This window comes from Micromonospora sp. WMMA1996 (genome assembly GCF_002573675.1).
Classification (GTDB): domain Bacteria; phylum Actinomycetota; class Actinomycetes; order Mycobacteriales; family Micromonosporaceae; genus Micromonospora; species Micromonospora sediminicola.
In genome coordinates this window covers 970,251-989,371 of sequence record NZ_PDHU01000003.1, presented here as the reverse complement: position 1 = coordinate 989,371, position 19,121 = coordinate 970,251, and the positions used below count along the sequence as shown (strand labels likewise).

Sequence of the window (19,121 nt, the reverse complement as noted above, 5' to 3'; positions counted from 1 at the left end):
CTCCGGATCGACGTCGAACGGCTCCTCCACCACGTGCCCTCCCCGCCTCGGCCGGCCCCACCGGCCGGCTCCGCACGGCGACGACGCTAGGCGGAACGGCGGTGGCGTCGTCGACCCTGTGGACAACGGGCGAGGTTTTCCACAGGCGCGTTCGTGGGCCGGTTGCGGGCACCTGCCGCCGGTAGGGTGAGGCCTGATCGAGACCCGCACGCGGGCCCTCGGTCGACCGTCGGCACGGTGGTCGACACGCCGGACGGGCGGCACGACGAAACGGGACGGGGTGGCATGAGACCGGTGTGGCGGGTCGCTGACGTTCGCGCGGCGGAGGCGGGCCTGATGGCCACCCTCCCGGCCGGGGCGTTGATGCACCGGGCCGCGGCCGGGCTGGCCCGGCGGTGCGCGCTGCTGCTCGGCGACCGGGGCGGCGTCTACGGCGCCCGGGTCCTGCTGCTGGTCGGCTCCGGCGACAACGGCGGCGACGCGCTCTACGCGGGCGCGCACCTGGCCCGCCGGGGCGTCGCGGTCGCGGCGCTGCTCCTCACCCCCGGGCGGGCGCACGCCGATGGTCTGACCGCGCTGCGTGCCGCCGGCGGGCGGGTGGTCGACCGGCCGCCCGCCGTGGTCGACCTGGTGCTCGACGGCATCGTGGGCATCGGCGGCACCGGTGGTCTGCGGGAGACCGCCGAGCAGCTCGCGGCGAGCCTGGCCGAGCGTTGTGGACGCGACGGCACGCGCGCCACGGTGGTCGCGGTGGACGTGCCGAGCGGCGTCGCGGTCGACACCGGGCACGTCCCGCTGACCGACGCCGGCCGGCCCTGCGCCGTCCGCGCCGACGTGACCGTGGCCTTCGGCGCGCTCAAGCCGGCCCTGGTGGTCGGCCCGGCCGCCGCGCTGGCCGGGCAGGTCGAGCTGGTCGACATCGGGCTGACGCCGTGGCTGCGCGGCTCGCCCGCGCTCCGGGTGACCGAGTGGTCGGACGTGGTCGACTGGTGGCCCGCGCTCGGCCCGGCGTCGGAGAAATACTCGCGGGGCGTGGTCGGGGTGGCCACCGGGTCGGCCACCTATCCGGGCGCGGCGGTGCTCTCGGTCGGCGGTGCGCTGGCCGGTCCCACCGGCCTGGTCCGCTACGCCGGGGGCGCCCGCGCCGAAGTGGTCCACCAGCACCCGTCGGTGATCGCCACCGGCCGGGTCGCCGACGCCGGTCGGGTGCAGGCCTGGGTCTGCGGGTCCGGGCTCGGCACCGGCGAGGAGTCCGCCGCCGAGCTGCGCGCGGTGCTGGCCGCGCCGGTGCCGGTGGTGCTGGACGCCGACGCGTTGACCCTGCTCGTCGACGGCAAGCTGGCCGACCGGCTGCGCGGCCGGGACGCCCCGATCGTGGTGACCCCGCACGACCGGGAATACGCCCGGCTCTGCGGCGAGATGCCGGGGGAGGACCGGGTCGCGGCGGCGCTGCGGCTGGCCGCCTGGATGAACGCGGTGGTGCTGCTGAAGGGTGATCGGACGATCGTCGGCACGCCCGACGGGCGGGCGTACGTCAACCCGACCGGCACCCCGGTGCTGGCCACCGGTGGCACCGGCGACGTGCTGGCCGGGCTGCTCGGCTCGCTGCTCGCCGGCGGTCTGGCCCCCGAGCGGGCGGCCGCCGCCGCGGCGTACCTGCACGGGCTGGCCGGTCGGGAGGCGGCGCGCGGCGGCCCGGTGACCGCACCCGACGTGGCCGCCGCGTTGCGCCCGGTGCTGGCCCGACTGGGCTGATCCGGGCGCGGCCCGTGACGCCGGCCGCGCGGCTCACGGCCACGATGATCACCGGCGGAAGTAGGCTGGGGGTATGTGGCAGTCGGAGGTGCGCGTCGATCTCGACGCGATCCGGGAGAACGTGGCCCGGCTCAAGGCCGGCACCAGCGCCGAGCTGATGGCGGTGGTGAAGGCCGACGGATACGGGCACGGCATGGTGCCGGCGGCCCGCGCGGCGCTCGACGCCGGGGCGGACCAGCTCGGCGTCTGCACCCTGGACGAGGCGCTCCGGCTGCGCCAGGAGGGGATCACCGCGCCGGTCCTGGCCTGGCTGCTCGATCCGGGCCTGCCGCTGCACGACGGCATCGCGGTCGGGGTCGACCTGGGCTGCGCCAGCCTTCCCCAGCTCGACGAGATGATCGAGGCGAGCCGCCGGGCCGACCGCCCGGCCCGGCTGCACCTCAAGATCGACACCGGGTTGTCCCGGGGCGGGGCCACCGTGGCCGACTGGCCCACCCTGCTGGAGGCCGCCGCGAAGGCCCAGGCGGACGGTCTGGTCGAGGTGGTCGGCGTGTGGAGCCACTTCGTGTACGCGGACTCGCCCGGCCATCCCACCACCGACCGCCAGCTCGCCGTCTTCCGCGAGGGGCTGGAGATGGTGACCCGCGCCGGCCTGCGGCCCCGCTACCGCCACCTGGCCAACTCGGCGGCCACGCTGACCCGGCCGGACACCCACTTCGACCTGGTCCGTCCCGGCATCGCGGTCTACGGTCTGTCGCCGATCGCGGGCGAGCGGTTCGGCCTGCGGCCCGCGATGACGGCCCGGGCCCGGGTGATGCTGACCAAGCGGGTCCCGGCCGGCACCGGCGTCTCCTACGGCCACACCTACCTCACCGAGAACGAGAGCAACCTGGCGGTGGTGCCGCTGGGCTACGCCGACGGGGTGCCCCGGCACGCCTCGAACACCGGTCCGGTGCTGCTCGCCGGCGAGCGGCGGACCATCTCGGGGCGGGTCTGCATGGACCAGTTCGTGGTCGACTGCGGCGACGACGAGGTGGCCGCCGGGGACGTGGTGACGCTGTTCGGCAGCGGCGCGGACGGTGAGCCCACCGCCGACGACTGGGCCGAGGCGGTCGGCACCATCAACTACGAGATCGTGACCCGCTTCGGTGGGGTGCGGGTGCCCCGCGTCTACGACGGCGAGCGCGTATGAACCTGCGGGTGCCCCGTCCGCGCAGCGCCGCCGGCAAGGTCGCCGGCCTGGTCGGCGCGGCCGTCGGGGTGGCCGCGGCCGGGCTCGCGGCGGGCGTGGTCAGCGAGCGGGTGCTGGTCCGCCGGCTCAAGAACGACCCCGCCGACCGGTACGCCCACGAGGTCTTCGACCAGCAGCGCTACGACGAGGCGTACGAGCTGGAGATGCCGGACGGCACCGACATCCACGTCGAGGTGGTCGAGCCGACCCGGCCGGTCCCCGGCCGTCCGACGGTCGTGCTGGTGCACGGGTTCTGCCTGGACATGGGGACCTTCCACTTCCAGCGCAAGCTGCTCACGGAGCGCGGGGACTACCGGGTGGTCGCGTACGACCAGCCGGGGCACGGCCGTTCCGGGAGGCTGGAGTCCGGCGAGTACGACCTGGTCGCGCTGGGCCGCACGTTGCGCCGGGTGCTCGACGAGGTGGCGCCGGAGGGGCCGCTGGTGCTGGTCGGGCACTCGATGGGCGGCATGACCATCATGGCGCTCGCCGAGATATACCCGGAGCTGTTCGGCGACCGGGTGGTCGGCACCGTGCTGATGGCCACCTCCGGCGGCCTGGCCGCGGAGACGAAGCTGGTGGCCCCCGCGCTGCTCGGCCGGGTCGGCGCGCCGGTGCTCTACATGATGAGCAACGCCACCCGCTACGGCGGCACGGTGATCGACAAGGCCCGCAGGTCGACGTCGAACGTGGCCTGGCTGCTCACCCGCAAGTACGGCTTCGGCACCCCGAAGCCCAGCCCGGCCCTGGTGTCGTACGTCGAGACGATGAACTCCCGTACCTCGGCCGACACCGTCACCCGCTACCTGCGCACCCTGGCCACCCACTCGCGCTTCCCGGCGCTGGCCGCGTTGGCCGGCACGCCCGTGCTGGTGATCGTGGGGGACAAGGACATGATCACGCCGGTGACGCACTCCGAGGAGATCGTCCGGCGGTTGCCGCACGCCGAGTTCGTGAAGATCCACGACAGCGGGCACGTGGTGATGCTCGAGCACGCCGACGACGTCAACGCGGCGCTGGAAAGGTTCCTGGAATCCCTGTGACGGTGGAGCTGACGACCCTCGACGACACGCACCGGTTCGGCCGCCGGCTGGCCGGCGTGCTGCGCGCCGGCGACCTGCTGCTGCTCAGCGGCCCGCTGGGGGCCGGCAAGACCGCGCTGACCCAGGGCATCGGCGCCGGCCTCGGCGTCCGCGGGGACATCACCTCGCCCACGTTCGTCATCGCCCGGGTGCACCGGCCGGATCCGGCGCGGGGCGGCCGGGTGACGCTGGTGCACGCCGACGCCTACCGGTTGGGGGAGTCCGCCGACCCGCGCGCCGAGATCGACGACCTCGACCTGGACGCCTCGGTGGACGAGGCGGTCACCGTGGTGGAGTGGGGCGAGGGGATGGTCGAGCAACTGGTCGACGCGCACCTGCGGGTCCGCATCGACCGGCGCGACGACGACACCCGGGTGGTCACCCTGGAACCGGTCGGCGGCGACTGGGCGGCGAGGCTGGCGACCCTCGGCTGAGCGCTGTCGTACCCGCTGCCTAGAGTCCCGGGGACGACTGCGAAAGGTTGCCGATGCCCGACGACGCCCCCGCCCTCGACCTGTTGGCGCTCCTGCCCGAGCCGTGGCGGGAGGCGATCGCCCCGCACCTCGACCCGGCCCGCAGCGCGGCGCTGGCCGAGTTCGTCGCCCGGGAATACGCGACCGCCACGGTCTTCCCCCCGCTGGAGGACCTGTTCTCGGCCTACCGCCTGTGCGGGCCGGCGCAGACGCGGGTGCTCATCCTCGGGCAGGACCCCTACCACAAGGCGGGGCAGGCGCACGGGCTGAGCTTCAGCGTGCGCGAGGGCGTGACGGTGCCGCCGTCGCTGCGCAACGTCTTCAAGGAGCTGGGCGAGGACCTGGGCGTGCCGAAGCCGCGCAGCGGCAACCTCGACGGCTGGGCGGCGCAGGGCGTGTTGCTGCTCAACTCGGTGCTCACGGTCCGCCAGGCCACGCCGGGCTCGCACGCCAACCGGGGCTGGGAGGAGTTCACCGACGCCACCATCAGGGCGCTCGACGCGCTCGACCAGCGGGTGGTGTTCCTGCTCTGGGGCGGCTACGCCCGTAAGAAGGCGGCATTGGTCACCAACCCGCGGCACGTGGTGCTGGAGGCCGGCCACCCGAGCCCGATGAACCCGAAGGGCTTCCTCGGCAGCCGCCCGTTCAGCGCGGCCAACAAGGCGCTCGCCGACGCCGGCCTGCCCACCGTCGACTGGGAACGCTCAGCCGGCTGACCCGTCCGGCGTCGCGCCGTCGACGCGGCGCTGCCGGTACCGGCGCAGCAGCTCGGCCGTACGCCGGTCGGCCACCTCCACCTCGACCAGTGGCTCGACCGGGTACGTCCGGTCGCCGAGGCGGACCTCGACGGGCTCGGGCAGGTCCTCGCACATCCGGGCGCGCAGCTCGCCGTAGCGGGTGAGCCAGCGGTGCTCGCCCGGTTCGTTGGGTTCCGGGTGCACTCCGCCCCACTCCTCCCAGCGTGCGTTCCACCGCTGCGCGTGGGCCCGCTCCAGCCACTTGGTGAAGCGGGGGGCGTCCCGCCACCGCACCGCGATCTCGACCGCGTCCACCGGCAGCGGAGCGCCCTGGAGCAGGGCCGCCGTGCCGCCGGTCAGCACGTACGGCAGGTCGCCCAGGGCGTCGATGATCCGGTCCAGCCCGAGATCCGCGATCCGCTCGGGCAGGGCGGTCCCGGCCGCCTCGTCGAGCGTCGCGTCGAGGTGGCTGTCGAGCGGCTCCACCTCGATCCGGAGCTGGCGCCCGAGCGCGCCGAGCAGCCGTTCCACGGTCGGCAGGCTCGGTAGCCGGTCGCCACGCTCGATCCGGGCGACGGCGGCCTGGCTCAGGCCGACCCGCCCGGCCAGCGCCTGCTGGGTGAGCCCCGCGTGCTCCCGCTCGTGCCGGAGGGTGCGGGCCACCTGCCCGGCGAGGCGACTCTCGGTCATCCCGGGAGGATGGCACGTCGGTTCCGAGCGATATACCGCTCAGTCATAGATATGACCCAGCGGTATATCGCTCTCGAAGGGTGCCGTGACCCGACGGCGTCACCGTCCGGCGCGGGCGCGGGCGCGGGCGCGGGCGACGGCGACGGCGAAGGCAGGCGGCGGCGAGGAGCGGGCAGCGAGGGCGAGGGCAGGCGGCGGCGAGGAGCGGGCAGCGAGGGCGAGGGCAGGTGGCGGCGAGGAGCGGGCAGCGAGGGCGAGGGCAGGCGGCGGTGAGGGCGTGGCCTGACCGGCCGGGCGGGACGGCTAGGCTGGCTAACCGTGCTCGTACTCGTGGTGGACTCCTCGACGCCCGCGGTGACCGCGGCGCTGGTCGAGGTCTCGACGGACGGCGTCGCGGTCCGCGCGTCCCGGTGCACGGTCGACGCCCGGGCCCACGGCGAGTTGCTCGCGCCGCAGGTCGACGCCGTGCTGGCCGACGTGGACGCGCGCCCCGCCGACCTGGCCGCGATCGTCGCCGGGCTCGGCCCGGGGCCGTTCACCGGGCTGCGGGTCGGCCTGGTCACCGCCGCCACCATGGCCCAGGTGCTCGGCATCCCCACGTACGGTGTCTGTTCTCTCGACGGGATCGGCCACCCGGCGGCCGCCGGCGAGCCGGTGCTGGCCGCGAGCGACGCGCGCCGCCGGGAGGTCTACTGGGCCGTCTACGACGGCGCCGGCGAACGCGTCGCCGGGCCGGACGTGGCGGCGCCGGCGGTGGTCGCGGAGCGGGCCCGGGACCTGGCGGTCGGCGTCGCGGTCGGCGACGGCGCGCACCGGTACGCGGACGTGCTCGGGCTGCCGGTGCGGGAGGAGCCCCGGTACCCGGACCCGCTGGCGCTGGCCCGCCTCGCCGCCGAGCGGATCCGCGCGGGCGCCCCCGGTGAGCCGCTGACCCCGCTCTACCTGCGCCGACCGGACGCCGTCGCGGCCACCGGCCACAAGCCGGTCCTGCCGTGAGGATCGGCCGGTTCCGCTGGTGGCACGTCGAGGAGGTGCTGCCCCTCGAGGCGGACCTGTTCGGCGCCGAGCGGTGGTCCCCGGCGATGTTCTGGAACGAACTCGCGAACGGGCACTTCTACCTGGTGGCCACCGACGACGACGGCGCCGTGCTCGGCTACGCCGGGCTGGCCGTCTACCCGCCCGACGAGGCGTGGGTGCAGAACGTCGCGGTTCGCCGGGACGTCCAGCGTCGGGGTGTCGGCCGGCAGCTGCTGGAGGCGTTGCTCGCCGAGACGGCCCGGCGGGGCGTCCGCAACACGCTGTTGGAGGTCGCCGCCGACAACGCCCCGGCCCAGCGCCTCTACGCCACCCACGGCTTCGAGCCGATCGGCGTGCGGCGCGGCTACTACCAATCGAGCAACACCGACGCGCTGGTCATGCAGCGCACCGAGGACTGACGAGCATGGCTGACGAACCCCTGATCCTCGGCATCGAGACCTCCTGCGACGAGACCGGCGTGGGCATCGTGCGCGGGCACACGCTGCTCGCCGACGCGCTGGCCTCCAGCGTCGAGGAGCACGCCCGGTTCGGCGGGGTGGTGCCCGAGGTGGCCAGCCGGGCCCACCTGGAGGCGATCGTGCCGACCATGGACCGGGCGCTGCGCGAGGCCGGGGTCACCATCGCGGACATCGACGCGATCGCGGTGACCTCCGGACCGGGCCTGGCCGGCGCGCTGCTCGTCGGCGTCGCCGCCGCCAAGGGGTACGCGGTGGCCGCGGAGAAGCCGGTGTACGGGGTGAACCACCTCGCCGCACACGTGGCCGTGGACACGCTGGAGCACGGACCGCTGCCCGAGCCGGCGATCGCGCTGCTGGTCTCCGGCGGGCACTCCTCGCTGCTGCGCGTCGACGACCTGGCCCGGGACGTGGTCCCACTCGGCGCGACCATCGACGACGCGGCCGGGGAGGCGTTCGACAAGGTGGCCCGGCTGCTCGGGCTGCCGTTCCCCGGCGGACCGTACATCGACCGCGAGGCGCGGGCCGGAGACCCGGCGGCGATCGCTTTCCCGCGCGGGCTGACCGCCGCGAAGGACCTGGTCGGTCACCGCTTCGACTTCTCCTTCTCCGGGCTGAAGACAGCGGTGGCCCGGTGGGTGGAGGCGCGGCAGCGGGCCGGCGAGCCGGTGCCGGTGGCCGACGTGGCGGCGTCCTTCCAGGAGGCGGTCTGCGACGTGCTGGTCGGCAAGGCGCTGGACGCGTGCCGCAGCAGCGGCATCGACACGCTGGTGATCGGCGGTGGGGTCGCCGCCAACTCCCGGCTGCGGGCGATGGCCGAGCACCGGGCCGACAAGCACGGCGTCCGGGTGCGTACGCCCCGGCCGAAACTCTGCACGGACAACGGCGCGATGGTGGCCGCGCTCGGGTCGCACCTGGTCGCCGCGGGCGTCGCGCCGAGCCGGCTCGACCTGCCGGCCGACTCCGCGATGCCGCTGACCGTGGTCAGCGTCTGAACGGGGAGAGGACCGACATGATCGTCCGGATGTGGGAGGCGAAGGCCGAGTCGTACGGCTTCGCCGAGCTGATCACCTGGGTGTGCGAAACCGCGCTGCCCGAGTTCGAGCACGACCCGATGCACGTTTCCAGCGAGGTGTTCTCCTCCACCGACCACCGGCTGGTGGTCGTCTCCAAGTGGCGGAGCAACCCGCGTGAGCTGCCCGAGCCGCCCATGCGCCTGGTCGCCCGGCCGCCGCACAGCTGGGACTTCACCCAGGTCGACCGCTGACGGTACGAGAAGGGGCCCCGGTCGACGACCGGGGCCCGACACCCCTCAGGCGCGGCGCATCAGCCGCCAGGTCGTGTACCCGCCGGTGCCCAGCGCGATCAGGAAGACCGCCCACACGATCCCGGTGCCCACCTGGAGCCCGCCGCCGCTGCCCACGTTCGCCTGGGCGGCCGCGACCAGCGAGTCGCTCTGCGCCGGCGGGAGGGCGGGCGGCGGCAGCTGCTGCCAGCGGACCAGTCCGGTGCTCTCCAGCATGGTCATGTGGTCGTTGACGAACTTGTTGGCGTCCTCGGCGAGCTTGCGCACGATCGGATCCTTGGTGCTGGCCCGGACCGCGCCGATCACCGGGAAGATGTTGCCGTGGGCGACCCGGAGCCGGGTGACGAAGATCTGGTCGAACTGCGCGCCGTTGGCGTTCTGCATCTCGGTCAGCCAGCCCTTCTGCTGGGCCGTCGGGTCCGTCGGCAGGACCGCGCCCAACTTGTTGGCCGCCTCGACCACCAGCTGGTCCAGCACGCCGTGCTGGCGGGCGATCTCCGCGCCGACCTCCCGGACCCGGGGGGACTTGCCCTTCTCCGCGGCCATCGTCCCGGCCGGCATCTCCCAGAGCCCGGCCAGCCGTACGCCGTTGAGCAGCGTCATGTCGGCGGCGTTCATCTGCACGCCGGGGTTGGGCGCGGCCAGCGCCGCGCCGGGAAGGACGCCGATCCCCGCGCCGATCGCGACGAGCAGCAGGGTCACCCGGTGCGCCAGCCGGCGACGTGCGGATTCCAGCGATGCCATGGTTGGGTTGCCTCCTCGGTCCGGACCGCTTCGTGGGGTCGCGGACGGCCGAGCCCACCGGCCGTCCGCACACTGGTACGGATCGCCGGGCCGATCAGTTCAGCGGGTCGGCCAGGAGGCGTTCGAAGGCCAGTTCGGCCGCGCCGATCAGCGCCGCGTCGTCACCGAGTTTCGGGGTACGCAGGCGCACGTGCTCCAGGCACGCGGGCAGCCCGTTGGAGTTGAGCCGGCTGCGGACCTGGGCCGCGGCGGCCAGGTAGAGGTCGCGCATGGTGCCGCCGAAGATGACCATCTCCGGGTTGAAGATGTTGACCAGGTTGGCCACGCCGAAACCGAGCCAGTCGCCGGCCTGCCGCACCGCGCTCTGCGCCCGGGCGTCGCCCCGGTCGGCCGCGTCGAACACGGCCAGCAGGGCCTCCCGCCCGCGCGCCTCGGACCGGCCGGCCGCCCGCAGCAGCCCGTGCTCGCCGACCTCGGTCTCCCAGCAGCCGCGCCGGCCGCAGTCGCAGCGCACACCGTCGCGGACCACCACCATGTGGCCGACCTCGCCGCCGTAGCCGCCGTGCCCGGTCAACCGTCGGCCGCCGGCGATGATGCCCGCCCCCACGCCGACGTCGCCGTACAGGTAGATGACGTTGTCGCAGCCGGTCGCCGCGCCCCGGGCGTGCTCGGCGTACGCGGCCACGTCGGCCACGTTCCCCACCGTTATCGGCACGTCGATGCCCAGCTCGTCGGCGAGCGCCGCACCGATCGGCTCGTCCACCCAGCCGGTGGTCGGGCTGAGCCGGACCAGCCCGTCGTCGCGGCGCACCATGCCGCACACGGCCACCCCGGCGCCCACGCAGAACGAGTCCGGCGGCACCGAGTGGTGCATCTCCTTGACCGCGCCGGCCAGCAGCGGGGCGGCCTCCCCGGCGACCAGGTTGCGCGGCCGGTCCAGCTCCCGGCGGTCGAGCACCTCACCGCCGAGCCCGACCCGTGCGGCCCGCAGCCGGTCCACCTCGACGCTGTACGCGTACGCGTAGACCCGTCCCGACTCGGGCCGGACGACCAGTGACGGTCGCCCGGCCCGGCCGGTCTCCTTCGGCGTCCCCTCGCTGACCAGACCGGCGCCGGCCAGGTCCGCGGTCAGCGCGCCGATGGTGCTGCGGTTGAGCCCGAGCGCGGTGGTCAGCTCCGCGCGGGTGGTGGCCCCGTGCACGTGCACGTAGCGGAGCAATGCGCCCAGGTTCTGCCGGCGGATCTCGTCCTGGCTCGGTCCCGCGCGCATTGCCACTGCCATGGTGTGTCCGTACCCGGGGTCAGCGCACGCCGGTGGCGGCGGCGCGCCGTCGCGACAGCGCGTCGATGGTCGCCGCGGCGAGCAGCACCACGCCGGTGACCACGAACTTCACGCCCGAGCTGTACCCCATCAGTCCCATACCGTTGTCGATCACCGCGACCACCGCGCCACCGAGCACGGCGTCGAGGACCCGGCCCTTGCCGCCGAAGAGGCTGGTGCCGCCGATCACCGCCGCGCCGACGGCGTAGAGCAGTACGTTACTGCCACCGGTGTTGGGGTCGACCGAGTTGGCCCGGCTGGCCGCCACGATGCCGCCGATGGCGGCCATCCCGGAGCAGATGACGAACACGGAGATGCGGATCCGGTCCACGCTGATGCCGGCCCGGCGGGCCGCCTCGGCGTTGCCGCCGACGGCGTAGATGTGCCGGCCGTAGCTGGTGCGCTGGAGCACGAACGTCCAGACGACCAGCAGCAGCGCGATGATCGGCACCACGATCGGCACGCCCTTGAGCGAGACGACCAGCACGTTGCGGCTGCGCTCCAGGTTGAGCACGTAGACCGCGAGGCCGAGGATCACGGCGAGTCCGCCGATCCGGGCCGCGACCACCGCGATCGGGTCGGTGAGCAGGCCGCGGGCGGACCGGTTGCGGTGCCGCAGCAGCTGCACGGCCGCGTACCCGGCGACGGCCACCGCGGCCAGCGCCCAGCCCAGCGCCGGGGAGAGGTTGCGGTTGGCGATCGCGACCAGGGTGTCGTCGCGGACCGCGATGTTGGCACCCTCGTCCATGAGCGTCAGCACGACGCCCTGGAAGGCGAGGAAGCCGGCGAGGGTGACCACGAAGGACGGGATGCCGACCTTCGCGACCAGCAGGCCGAGCACGGTGCCGATGACCACGCCGGTGACGACGGCGGCGAGCACCGCCACGTACCAGGGGTAGCCGAGCACGGTGACCACGTTGGCCAGGATCGCGGCGCAGACGCCGCTGGCGAAGCCGGCGGAGAGGTCGATCTCGCCGAGCAGCAGCACGAACACCAGACCCATGGCGATCAACGTGACCGCGGCGCCCTGGGTGAACAGGTTCGCGAGGTTGCCGGCGGTGAAGAACGACGGGCGGGCGATCGAGAAGCCCACGGCGAGCACGAGGAGCATGATCACCGCGGGCAGGGCGCCGATGTCGCCGCCACGTACCCGGCGCCAGTAGTTGTTCACGTGGCTGCCCACGGTCGGCGCCGGGGCGACGCCGGCGGGGCCTTCCTTCTTCACGACGGTGGCGGTCATCGGACGGCTCCTGGGGTGGTGTCGGCGGGCGCGGCGCCGGTGCCGTTGCTGCCCGGTTCGCCGGCGAGGCCGAGGCCGCCGGAACGGCCGGCGGTGATCAGCTCGACCACCTGCGAGTGGGTGATGTCGGTGGTCTTCACCTGGGCGACCATCTGGCCGAGGTAGAGCGCGGCGATCCGGTCGGAGACGGCGAAGACGTCGTTCATGTTGTGCGAGATGAGCACGACGGCCAGGCCGTTGTCGGCCAGCCGGCGGACCAGCTCCAGCACCTGGGCGGTCTGCGCGACGCCGAGCGCGGCGGTCGGCTCGTCCAGGATGACCAGCTTGCTGTTCCAGAGCACCGCCTTGGCGATGGCGACGGTCTGCCGCTGGCCGCCGGAGAGGCTGGACACGTGCTGGCGCAGCGACTTCACGGTGCGGACGCTGAGGCCGGCCAGGGTCTCGGCGGCCATCTGCTCCATGGTCGGCTCGTCGAGCACGATGCCGCTGCGCTTCTCCCGGCCGAGGAACATGTTCTGCACGATGTCGAGGTTGTCGCAGAGGGCCAGGTCCTGGTAGACGACCTCGATCCCGAGCGCGGCGGCGTCCCGGGGGCTGCTGATGCTCACCGGCCGGCCGTCGAAGAGGAACTCGCCGGCGTCGGTGGGGTAGATGCCGCTGATGCACTTGACCAGGGTCGACTTGCCGGCGCCGTTGTCGCCGACCAGCGCGGTCACCTCGCCGGGGTGGGCGGTGAAGGCGACGTCACGCAGCACCTGGACGGGACCGAAGCTCTTGTCGATCCCGCGTAGCTCCAGCAGGGGGGTTGCGGACACGGGTGTCTCCTTTGGGCGGAGGGGAGGTCTCGGATCCCGTCCGGCGTGGGCGCCGCCCGACCCGGGTTTCCCCGTGCCGGGCGGCGCCGCCTGAGCGGGTTGGGTCAGCTCACGCCGGCGTCGGTGCAGAGCTTGGCGAACGCACCGGTGCAGAGCTCTTCCTTGGTGACGTAGTTGTCGGCCACCACGTCCTTGACGTTGTCCTTGTAGATGGCCTTCGGCTCCAGCAGCACGGCCGGCACGTCCCGGTTGCCCTCCGGGTCCTTGACGGTCTGGCCGGTCTCCTTCTTCTCGCCCTTGGCGAGCGCGATGGCCAGCTCGGCGGCGGCGTCCGCCTCCTTCTTGACCGCCTTGTAGACGGTCATGCACTGGTCACCGGCGAGGATGTTCTGCAGGCCCTCCTTGGTGGCGTCCTGACCGGTCACCGGGACCTTGCCGTTGAGCTTGTTCTTCTTGAGCACCGAGATGGCCGCGTTGCCCAGACCGTCGTTGGCGGCGAGCACGCCGTCGATCTTGCCGCCGGCCTTGGTCAGCTGCTGCTCGAAGATCGTGGCGGCCTGCGCGTTGTCCCAGGCCGGCACCGAGTCGTCGGCGACCTTGGTGTACTCCTTCGAGTCGAACTTCGGCTTGAGGACCGAGTCGTACCCGTTCTTGAACAGGGTGGCGTTGTTGTCGGTCGGCGAGCCGTTGAGGTACGCGATCGACGGGTTCTTGACGGCCTTGTCGGTCAGGCACTTGCTCAGGCCCTCGCCCTGGAGCTTGCCGACGGCCTCGTTGTCGAAGCTGACGTAGTACTGGGCGGAGCCGCCCAGGGTCAGCCGGTCGTAGTCGATGGTGGCGACGCCCTGCGACTTGGCCTTGTCGAGCACGGCCTTGCCGGTGCCGGAGTCCAGGTTGACGATCATCAGGACGTTGACGCCGTTGGTGATCATCTGGTCGGCGATGGTCTGGAACGCGGTCTTGTCGTTCTGCGCGTTCTGGATGTCCGACTCCACGCCGGCGGCGTCGAACGCCTCCTTGAGGAACTTGCGGTCCGCGCCCTCCCAGCGGGCGGAGGACTTGCTGTCCGGCAGGATCACGCCGATCTTCGGCTTCTTGTCGGTGGAGCCGCCGGCCTGGTCGGAAGAACCGCCGTTGTCACCACAGGCGGCCATGCTGCCGGTCGCGAGGAGACCGACGGCCGCGAAGGTGAGGAGTCCCTTGCGCATGTGCACGGGTCCTTTCGGGGGTGGGGGAGTAGAGGTCGATGTTTTGTTGTGTCCGGCAACGTATTCCGCGCTTCCCACGCTCCGCAAGAGTGCCGAGGTCAGAAGTTTGTTGGCGGCGGTAACAATTCAGCAACGCGGTTGTCACCCGGCCGACACCCACGGCGGAAACGCTCCCACCGTCCCGCTACGGGTGGTTCAACCGGCCGCGATCGGGGCGGTCCGCGCCCCGGTGAGCGCCACCAGGTCACCCGGCGCGAGCTGCACCTGCAGGCCGCGGCGGCCGGCCGAGACGTACACCGTCGGGTGTGTCGACGCGGAGGCGTCGACCACCGTCGGCAGCCGCCGGCGCTGCCCGAGCGGGCTGATCCCGCCCCGGACGTAGCCGGTCGCCCGCTCGGCCACCGCCCGGTCGGCCAGTGCGGCCCGCTTGCCGCCCACCGCCGCGGCGAGCGCCTTCAGGTCCAGCTCGCCGGTCACCGGCACCACGGCCACGGTCAGCTCGCCGTCCACCTCGGTGACCAGCGACTTGAACACCCGCTCCGGCGGCACCCCGAGCGCGGCGGCGACCAGCGCGCCGTAGTTCGGCGCGTCCGGCGAGACGTCGTACGGGTGCGTGCTGTGCGAGATCTTCCGCTTGGTCAGCAGCGCGGTCGCCGGAGTGCCCTGTCCCGCCATGGCGGTCAAGCTAACCCGGGCGCCGCCCCGCCGCGAGCCGAAACCGGAGGCAGCGGTCAGGCGGCGGCCGGCACCGGGCGGCAGATCAGCACGGTCGGCGCGCCGGCCACCCGGGTGAGCACCAGGCTGGCCGCCGCGTCGCCGGCCAGGCGCAGGTCGCGGCGCAGTCTCTCCGGCTCCAGCGCCGAACCGCGCTTGAGGATCTCCACCCGGCCGACCCGGCGCTCCCGCAGCAGCGCCCGCAGGCGCTTGAGCGAGAACGGCAGCACGTCGGTGACCTCCAGGCAGCGCGCGTACGGGGTGGGCCGGGCCGTGTCCGCGTAGAGGTAGGCGATCGACGGGTCCGCGAGGGTGGCGTCGAGGTCGGCGGCCAGCTCGGCGACCAGGTGCGCGCGCACCACTGCCGGGTCCGGGTCGTACAGGAACCGCCGGACCGGGCCCACCGCCGCGTCGACCGCGCCGCTGCCGGTCAGCTGACAAGAGGGGGCCCCGCCGCTACCGGAGGCGTTGACCGGGGGCCCTTCCTTCTCCCGCAGCACTGTGGCGCGGCGGGGGACGTCGGCCAGCTCGCCGCACCAGAGCGCGGCCTCCACCAGGTCCCCGTCGACGCTCACCCACTCCGCCTCGGCGCCGGCCGGGATCAGCGCGTGGTCCAGCCCGGGCGCCACCTTGACCACGGTGCGCGGCACCCGCTCGGCCAGCCCGACGACGAAGTCCCACGGCGGCGAGTAGGCGTTCGGGTCGAAGATGCGCCGACCGGTGCCGGCCCGCCGTCGCGCCGGGTCGCAGAAGGCCCCGTCGACCCGGCTCACGTCGAACGCGGTGGCGTCGCCGCACTCCACCGTGACCAGGTCGGCCAGCCCGGCCGCCTCGGCGTTCGCGGCGGCCATCGCCGCGGTGACCGGGTCGGCCTCCACCGCGTACACCCGGATGCCGGCGCGGGCCGCGGCGAGCGCGTCGGCGCCCAGCCCGCAGCCCAGGTCGGCGAGCGTGGTCACGCCCGCGGCGCGCAGCCGCACGGCCCGCCGGTCGGCGACCGCCCGGCGGGTGGCCTGCTCCAGCCCCGGCCGGGTGAGGAACATCCCGGCCGCCACCGCGCCGAACTTGCCGGCGGCCCGGCGGCGCAGCTCCGCCTGGGTCAACGCCGCCGCCGCGAGCCCGCCGGGGATCCCGGCCGAGCGCAGCGCGGCGGCCGCCGCCAGCGGGTCGCCGCCGGCCACCCGCGCCGCCGCGGCGAGCGCGGCCGACCCCTCGGGGGTACGCAGCGCGGCGAGCTGGTCGAGGTCCACCCGCCCATTCTCCCGACCCGCCTCCGGGCCGACACGGCGGGCGACGCGCTGGCACTCTCCTTGACGGAGTGCTAGCCGAGGAATAACCTGCGATTAGCACTCTCACCCTGAGGGTGCCAACGCCCGGGCCCCGTGCCCGGGGGTTGAGCGCCAGGCGGACCGGCACCCGCGACGACGGCCCCGCCCGGTGGCATGTGGCAGATTGACGCTGGTCGGCATGCCGACCGGTAACGACACCAAGTACCCGGGAGGGTATGCCCGTGACTACCGCGACCAAGGTTGCGATCAAGCCGCTCGAGGACCGCATCGTGGTCCAGGCGAACGAGGCCGAGACCACCACCGCCTCGGGCATCGTGATCCCCGACACCGCCAAGGAGAAGCCGCAGGAGGGCACCGTCCTCGCTGTCGGCCCGGGCCGGATCGACGACAAGGGCAACCGCGTGCCGGTCGACGTGAAGGTCGGCGACACCGTCCTCTACTCGAAGTACGGCGGCACCGAGGTCAAGTACGCCGGCGAGGAGTACCTGGTGCTCTCCGCCCGCGACGTCCTCGCGGTCATCGAGAAGTAAGCAACCGATCAGTGTCGTTGCCCCGGTCCGGCTCGCCGGGCCGGGGCAACGTCGCTTCGAAGGGATACTGATGGCGAAGATCCTCAGCTTCTCGGACGACGCCCGGCACCTGCTCGAGCACGGTGTCAACGCCCTCGCGGACGCGGTCAAGGTCACCCTCGGCCCGCGCGGTCGCAACGTCGTCCTGGACAAGAAGTTCGGTGCGCCCACGATCACCAACGACGGCGTGACCATCGCCAAGGAGATCGAGCTCACCAACCCGTACGAGAACCTCGGCGCGCAGCTGGTCAAGGAGGTGGCGACCAAGACCAACGACGTCGCCGGCGACGGGACCACCACCGCCACCGTGCTGGCCCAGGCCATGGTCCGCGAGGGCCTGCGCAACGTGGCCGCCGGCACCAACCCGACCGGCCTGAAGCGGGGCATCGACGCGGCGGCCGCCAAGGTCTCCGAGGCGCTGCTCGGCAAGGCCGTCGAGGTCGCCAGCAAGGAGTCGATCGCGCATGTCGCGACCGTCTCCGCGCAGGACTCCACCATCGGCGAGCTGATCGCCGAGGCGATGGAGCGGGTCGGCCGCGACGGTGTCATCACCGTCGAGGAGGGCTCGGCGCTCACCACCGAGCTGGAGGTGACCGAGGGTCTCCAGTTCGACAAGGGCTTCATCTCGCCGAACTTCGTCACCGACGTGGAGGGGCAGGAGTCGGTCCTGGAGGACCCGTACATCCTGATCACCACGCAGAAGATCTCGGCCATCGAGGAGCTGCTGCCGCTGCTGGAGAAGGTCCTCCAGAACAACAAGCCGCTGCTCATCGTCGCCGAGGACGTCGAGGGCCAGGCCCTGTCCACGCTGGTGGTCAACGCCATCCGCAAGACCATCAAGGTCTGCGCGGTCAAGGCCCCCGGCTTCGGCGACCGCCGCAAGGCGATGCTCCAGGACATGGCGATCCTGACCGGCGCCGAGCTGGTCGCCCCAGAGCTGGGCTACAAGCTCGACCAGGTCGGCCTGGAGGTGCTCGGCACCGCCCGTCGCGTCGTGGTCGACAAGGAGAACACCACCGTCGTCGACGGTGGCGGGCAGTCCTCCGAGGTCGCCGACCGGGTCGCCCAGATCCGCAAGGAGATCGAGGCCTCGGACTCCGAGTGGGACCGGGAGAAGCTGGCCGAGCGGCTGGCGAAGCTCTCCGGCGGCATCGCGGTGATCAAGGTCGGCGCGGCCACCGAGGTCGAGATGAAGGAGCGCAAGCACCGCATCGAGGACGCCATCGCCGCGACCAAGGCCGCGGTCGAGGAGGGTACGGTCCCGGGCGGCGGCGCCGCGCTGGCCCAGATCCTGCCGGTGCTCGACGACGACCTGGGCTTCACCGGCGAGGAGAAGGTCGGCGTCTCGATCGTGCGCAAGGCGCTGGTCGAGCCGCTGCGCTGGATCGCGCAGAACGCCGGCCACGACGGCTACGTGGTGGTGCAGAAGGTCGTCGCCCAGGAGTGGGGCACCGGCCTCGACGCCGCCACCGGCGAGTACGTCGACCTGGCCAAGTCCGGCATCCTCGACCCGGTGAAGGTGACCCGCAACGCGGTCTCCAACGCCGCGTCGATCGCCGGCCTGCTGCTCACCACCGAGAGCCTGGTCGTGGAGAAGCCGGCCGAGCCGGAGCCGGCCGCCGCCGGTGGGCACGGCCACTCGCACGGCCACGGCCACCAGCACGGCCCGGGCTTCTGACCCGAGGAGTACGGCCCGACGTCGGGGCACACCGCCGAGCCGGCGGTGTGCCCCGACGTGCTTACGGAACGCTGACGAGATTGGCAGCCGGCCCGCCCGGTCGACCAGACTGGACGGCGTGCGCATGATCTCCCGCCGCCACGCGGCGCTGGCCGGTGTCGTCGCCGCCGTGGTGGCGCTCGGCACCGCCGAGCCGGTGGCTGTCCTGACCGGCCCCCGGTCCGCCCCGCTGATCGCCGTCGGCGGTGTCGTCGTCGACCTGGTGCCCGAGCCGCTCAAGCAGTTCGCCATCGCCGTCTTCGGCACGTACGACAAGATCGCCCTGCTGGTCGGGACGGCGCTGCTGCTGGCCGGCTTCGCGGCGCTGCTCGGTTTGGCGGCGGCCCGGCGACTGGTGGTCGGCCTGGCCGGCATCGCCGCGTTCGCCGTGCTCGGCGTCGCCGCCGCGCTGACCCGACCCGGCGCGGACGCGTTCGACGCGCTGCCGTCCCTGGTCGGCGCCGGCCTCGGCGGGCTGACGCTCTGGGCGTTCGTCGCCGGCCCGTTGAGCCCGGACCCCGCAGGGGCCGACCGGAAGCGCCCCGGGCAGGGTCCGGACCGCGCCGGGGTAGACCGGGCGCGCGCCGGACAGGGGCCGGACCGCCACGAGGTCGACCTGGCCGACGGCGAGCAGGCCGGGGCGCCCCGTTCCACGCCCCCGCCACCCCCGCCACCCCCGGCGGCTGCCGCGTTCGCGCGCGAGGAGGAGACCCCGGGCGGCTGGGAGCCGGCCCGGC

At 73.7% G+C, this 19,121-nt stretch carries 19 protein-coding genes and 1 pseudogene; 12 read left to right on the top strand and 8 right to left on the bottom strand.

Going from position 1 to position 19,121, the window contains the following annotated elements:
• The first annotated feature begins 285 nt into the window (after positions 1-285).
• The 5 genes from COO58_RS24260 to ung all read left to right on the top strand — a co-directional run bounded on the left by COO58_RS24260 (position 286) and on the right by ung (position 5,257).
• Entirely contained in the window at positions 286-1,755 is a 1,470-nt protein-coding gene (locus COO58_RS24260) for an NAD(P)H-hydrate dehydratase (RefSeq protein WP_098747296.1), read from the top strand.
• Between the two features lie 73 nt (positions 1,756-1,828).
• Positions 1,829-2,947 carry an alanine racemase gene (gene alr / locus COO58_RS24255; protein ID WP_091570271.1) on the top strand — a complete coding sequence of 373 codons (1,119 nt, stop codon included), beginning with the start codon at positions 1,829-1,831 and terminating at the stop codon, positions 2,945-2,947.
• On the top strand, positions 2,944-4,029 hold the full coding sequence (locus tag COO58_RS24250; protein ID WP_091570275.1) for an alpha/beta fold hydrolase: 1,086 nt from the start codon (positions 2,944-2,946) through the stop codon (positions 4,027-4,029). Before alr ends, COO58_RS24250 begins: the two co-directional genes overlap by 4 nt.
• Positions 4,020-4,502, top strand: a complete 483-nt coding sequence (gene tsaE / locus COO58_RS24245) for a tRNA (adenosine(37)-N6)-threonylcarbamoyltransferase complex ATPase subunit type 1 TsaE (protein WP_098747404.1) — start codon at positions 4,020-4,022, stop codon at positions 4,500-4,502. Before COO58_RS24250 ends, tsaE begins: the two co-directional genes overlap by 10 nt.
• Before the next feature lie 53 nt (positions 4,503-4,555).
• Positions 4,556-5,257, top strand: coding sequence for a uracil-DNA glycosylase (gene ung / locus COO58_RS24240; RefSeq protein WP_098747294.1), 702 nt, complete (start codon positions 4,556-4,558; stop codon positions 5,255-5,257).
• On the opposite strand, the gene COO58_RS24235 is transcribed toward ung, so the two are convergent.
• Positions 5,246-5,968 (bottom strand): helix-turn-helix domain-containing protein, encoded by a 723-nt coding sequence (locus COO58_RS24235; RefSeq protein ID WP_098747292.1) that lies wholly within the window; start codon positions 5,966-5,968, stop codon positions 5,246-5,248. The two genes, ung and COO58_RS24235, sit on opposite strands and share 12 nt — an antisense overlap.
• A 318-nt stretch (positions 5,969-6,286) precedes the next feature.
• Here COO58_RS24235 and tsaB point away from each other — a divergent pair, with 318 nt between their 5' ends.
• The 4 genes from tsaB to COO58_RS24215 are packed head-to-tail and all read left to right on the top strand — an operon-like array spanning position 6,287 to position 8,728.
• Positions 6,287-6,964 (top strand): tRNA (adenosine(37)-N6)-threonylcarbamoyltransferase complex dimerization subunit type 1 TsaB, encoded by a 678-nt coding sequence (gene tsaB, locus COO58_RS24230; protein WP_091570288.1) that lies wholly within the window; start codon positions 6,287-6,289, stop codon positions 6,962-6,964.
• Positions 6,961-7,404: a ribosomal protein S18-alanine N-acetyltransferase gene (gene rimI, locus COO58_RS24225; protein WP_091570292.1), complete on the top strand. Its 444-nt coding sequence runs from the start codon at positions 6,961-6,963 to the stop codon at positions 7,402-7,404. The genes tsaB and rimI overlap by 4 nt, the downstream gene beginning before the upstream one ends.
• Positions 7,405-7,409: 5 nt before the next feature.
• The gene (tsaD, locus tag COO58_RS24220; protein WP_091570297.1) at positions 7,410-8,456 is read left to right on the top strand and encodes a tRNA (adenosine(37)-N6)-threonylcarbamoyltransferase complex transferase subunit TsaD; all 1,047 of its coding nucleotides are present in this window, start codon (positions 7,410-7,412) and stop codon (positions 8,454-8,456) included.
• A 17-nt stretch (positions 8,457-8,473) separates the two neighbouring features.
• Entirely contained in the window at positions 8,474-8,728 is a 255-nt protein-coding gene (locus COO58_RS24215; RefSeq protein WP_091570300.1) for a hypothetical protein, read from the top strand.
• Between the two features lie 45 nt (positions 8,729-8,773).
• On the opposite strand, the gene COO58_RS24210 is transcribed toward COO58_RS24215, so the two are convergent.
• The 7 genes from COO58_RS24210 to COO58_RS24180 form a co-directional block, all read right to left on the bottom strand.
• On the bottom strand, positions 8,774-9,511 hold the full coding sequence (locus COO58_RS24210; RefSeq protein ID WP_091570304.1) for a DUF4142 domain-containing protein: 738 nt from the start codon (positions 9,509-9,511) through the stop codon (positions 8,774-8,776).
• A 94-nt stretch (positions 9,512-9,605) separates the two neighbouring features.
• Positions 9,606-10,781, bottom strand: a complete 1,176-nt coding sequence (locus COO58_RS24205; RefSeq protein ID WP_091570309.1) for an ROK family protein — start codon at positions 10,779-10,781, stop codon at positions 9,606-9,608.
• A gap of 31 nt (positions 10,782-10,812) precedes the next feature.
• The gene (locus COO58_RS24200; protein WP_091570312.1) at positions 10,813-12,072 is read right to left on the bottom strand and encodes a sugar ABC transporter permease; all 1,260 of its coding nucleotides are present in this window, start codon (positions 12,070-12,072) and stop codon (positions 10,813-10,815) included.
• Complete coding sequence (locus tag COO58_RS24195) at positions 12,069-12,887, bottom strand: ATP-binding cassette domain-containing protein (RefSeq protein ID WP_091570317.1); 819 nt, start codon at positions 12,885-12,887, stop codon at positions 12,069-12,071. The genes COO58_RS24200 and COO58_RS24195 overlap by 4 nt, the downstream gene beginning before the upstream one ends.
• Before the next feature lie 104 nt (positions 12,888-12,991).
• Positions 12,992-14,095, bottom strand: a complete 1,104-nt coding sequence (locus COO58_RS24190; protein ID WP_091570320.1) for a sugar ABC transporter substrate-binding protein — start codon at positions 14,093-14,095, stop codon at positions 12,992-12,994.
• 195 nt (positions 14,096-14,290) lie between these two features.
• On the bottom strand, positions 14,291-14,770 hold the full coding sequence (gene ybaK, locus COO58_RS24185; protein WP_091576954.1) for a Cys-tRNA(Pro) deacylase: 480 nt from the start codon (positions 14,768-14,770) through the stop codon (positions 14,291-14,293).
• 56 nt (positions 14,771-14,826) lie between these two features.
• Positions 14,827-16,059 (bottom strand): methyltransferase domain-containing protein, encoded by a 1,233-nt coding sequence (locus tag COO58_RS24180; protein ID WP_098747290.1) that lies wholly within the window; start codon positions 16,057-16,059, stop codon positions 14,827-14,829.
• A gap of 254 nt (positions 16,060-16,313) precedes the next feature.
• On the opposite strand from COO58_RS24180, the gene groES reads away from it, so the two are divergent.
• The 3 genes and pseudogenes from groES to COO58_RS31285 all read left to right on the top strand — a co-directional run.
• Entirely contained in the window at positions 16,314-16,628 is a 315-nt protein-coding gene (gene groES, locus COO58_RS24175; RefSeq protein ID WP_088998427.1) for a co-chaperone GroES, read from the top strand.
• 70 nt (positions 16,629-16,698) lie between these two features.
• Complete coding sequence (groL, locus tag COO58_RS24170; RefSeq protein WP_098747289.1) at positions 16,699-18,345, top strand: chaperonin GroEL; 1,647 nt, start codon at positions 16,699-16,701, stop codon at positions 18,343-18,345.
• A gap of 124 nt (positions 18,346-18,469) precedes the next feature.
• Positions 18,470-18,904 (top strand): annotated as a pseudogene (locus COO58_RS31285) (molybdopterin-binding oxidoreductase); the annotation flags it as partial.
• Positions 18,905-19,121: the final 217 nt, after the last annotated feature.

Bases quoted from the DNA above. Each gene is read 5' to 3' on its own strand.
- COO58_RS24260 (WP_098747296.1), top strand. From the start codon at position 286: ATGAGACCGGTGTGGCGGGTCGCTGACGTTCGCGCGGCGGAGGCGGGC.
- alr (WP_091570271.1), top strand. From the start codon at position 1,829: ATGTGGCAGTCGGAGGTGCGCGTCGATCTCGACGCGATCCGGGAGAAC.
- COO58_RS24250 (WP_091570275.1), top strand. From the start codon at position 2,944: ATGAACCTGCGGGTGCCCCGTCCGCGCAGCGCCGCCGGCAAGGTCGCC.
- ung (WP_098747294.1), top strand. From the start codon at position 4,556: ATGCCCGACGACGCCCCCGCCCTCGACCTGTTGGCGCTCCTGCCCGAG.
- COO58_RS24235 (WP_098747292.1), bottom strand. From the start codon at position 5,968: ATGACCGAGAGTCGCCTCGCCGGGCAGGTGGCCCGCACCCTCCGGCAC.
- tsaD (WP_091570297.1), top strand. From the start codon at position 7,410: ATGGCTGACGAACCCCTGATCCTCGGCATCGAGACCTCCTGCGACGAG.
- COO58_RS24215 (WP_091570300.1), top strand. From the start codon at position 8,474: ATGATCGTCCGGATGTGGGAGGCGAAGGCCGAGTCGTACGGCTTCGCC.
- COO58_RS24210 (WP_091570304.1), bottom strand. From the start codon at position 9,511: ATGGCATCGCTGGAATCCGCACGTCGCCGGCTGGCGCACCGGGTGACC.
- COO58_RS24205 (WP_091570309.1), bottom strand. From the start codon at position 10,781: ATGCGCGCGGGACCGAGCCAGGACGAGATCCGCCGGCAGAACCTGGGC.
- COO58_RS24200 (WP_091570312.1), bottom strand. From the start codon at position 12,072: ATGACCGCCACCGTCGTGAAGAAGGAAGGCCCCGCCGGCGTCGCCCCG.
- COO58_RS24190 (WP_091570320.1), bottom strand. From the start codon at position 14,095: ATGCGCAAGGGACTCCTCACCTTCGCGGCCGTCGGTCTCCTCGCGACC.
- ybaK (WP_091576954.1), bottom strand. From the start codon at position 14,770: ATGGCGGGACAGGGCACTCCGGCGACCGCGCTGCTGACCAAGCGGAAG.
- groES (WP_088998427.1), top strand. From the start codon at position 16,314: ATGCCCGTGACTACCGCGACCAAGGTTGCGATCAAGCCGCTCGAGGAC.
- groL (WP_098747289.1), top strand. From the start codon at position 16,699: ATGGCGAAGATCCTCAGCTTCTCGGACGACGCCCGGCACCTGCTCGAG.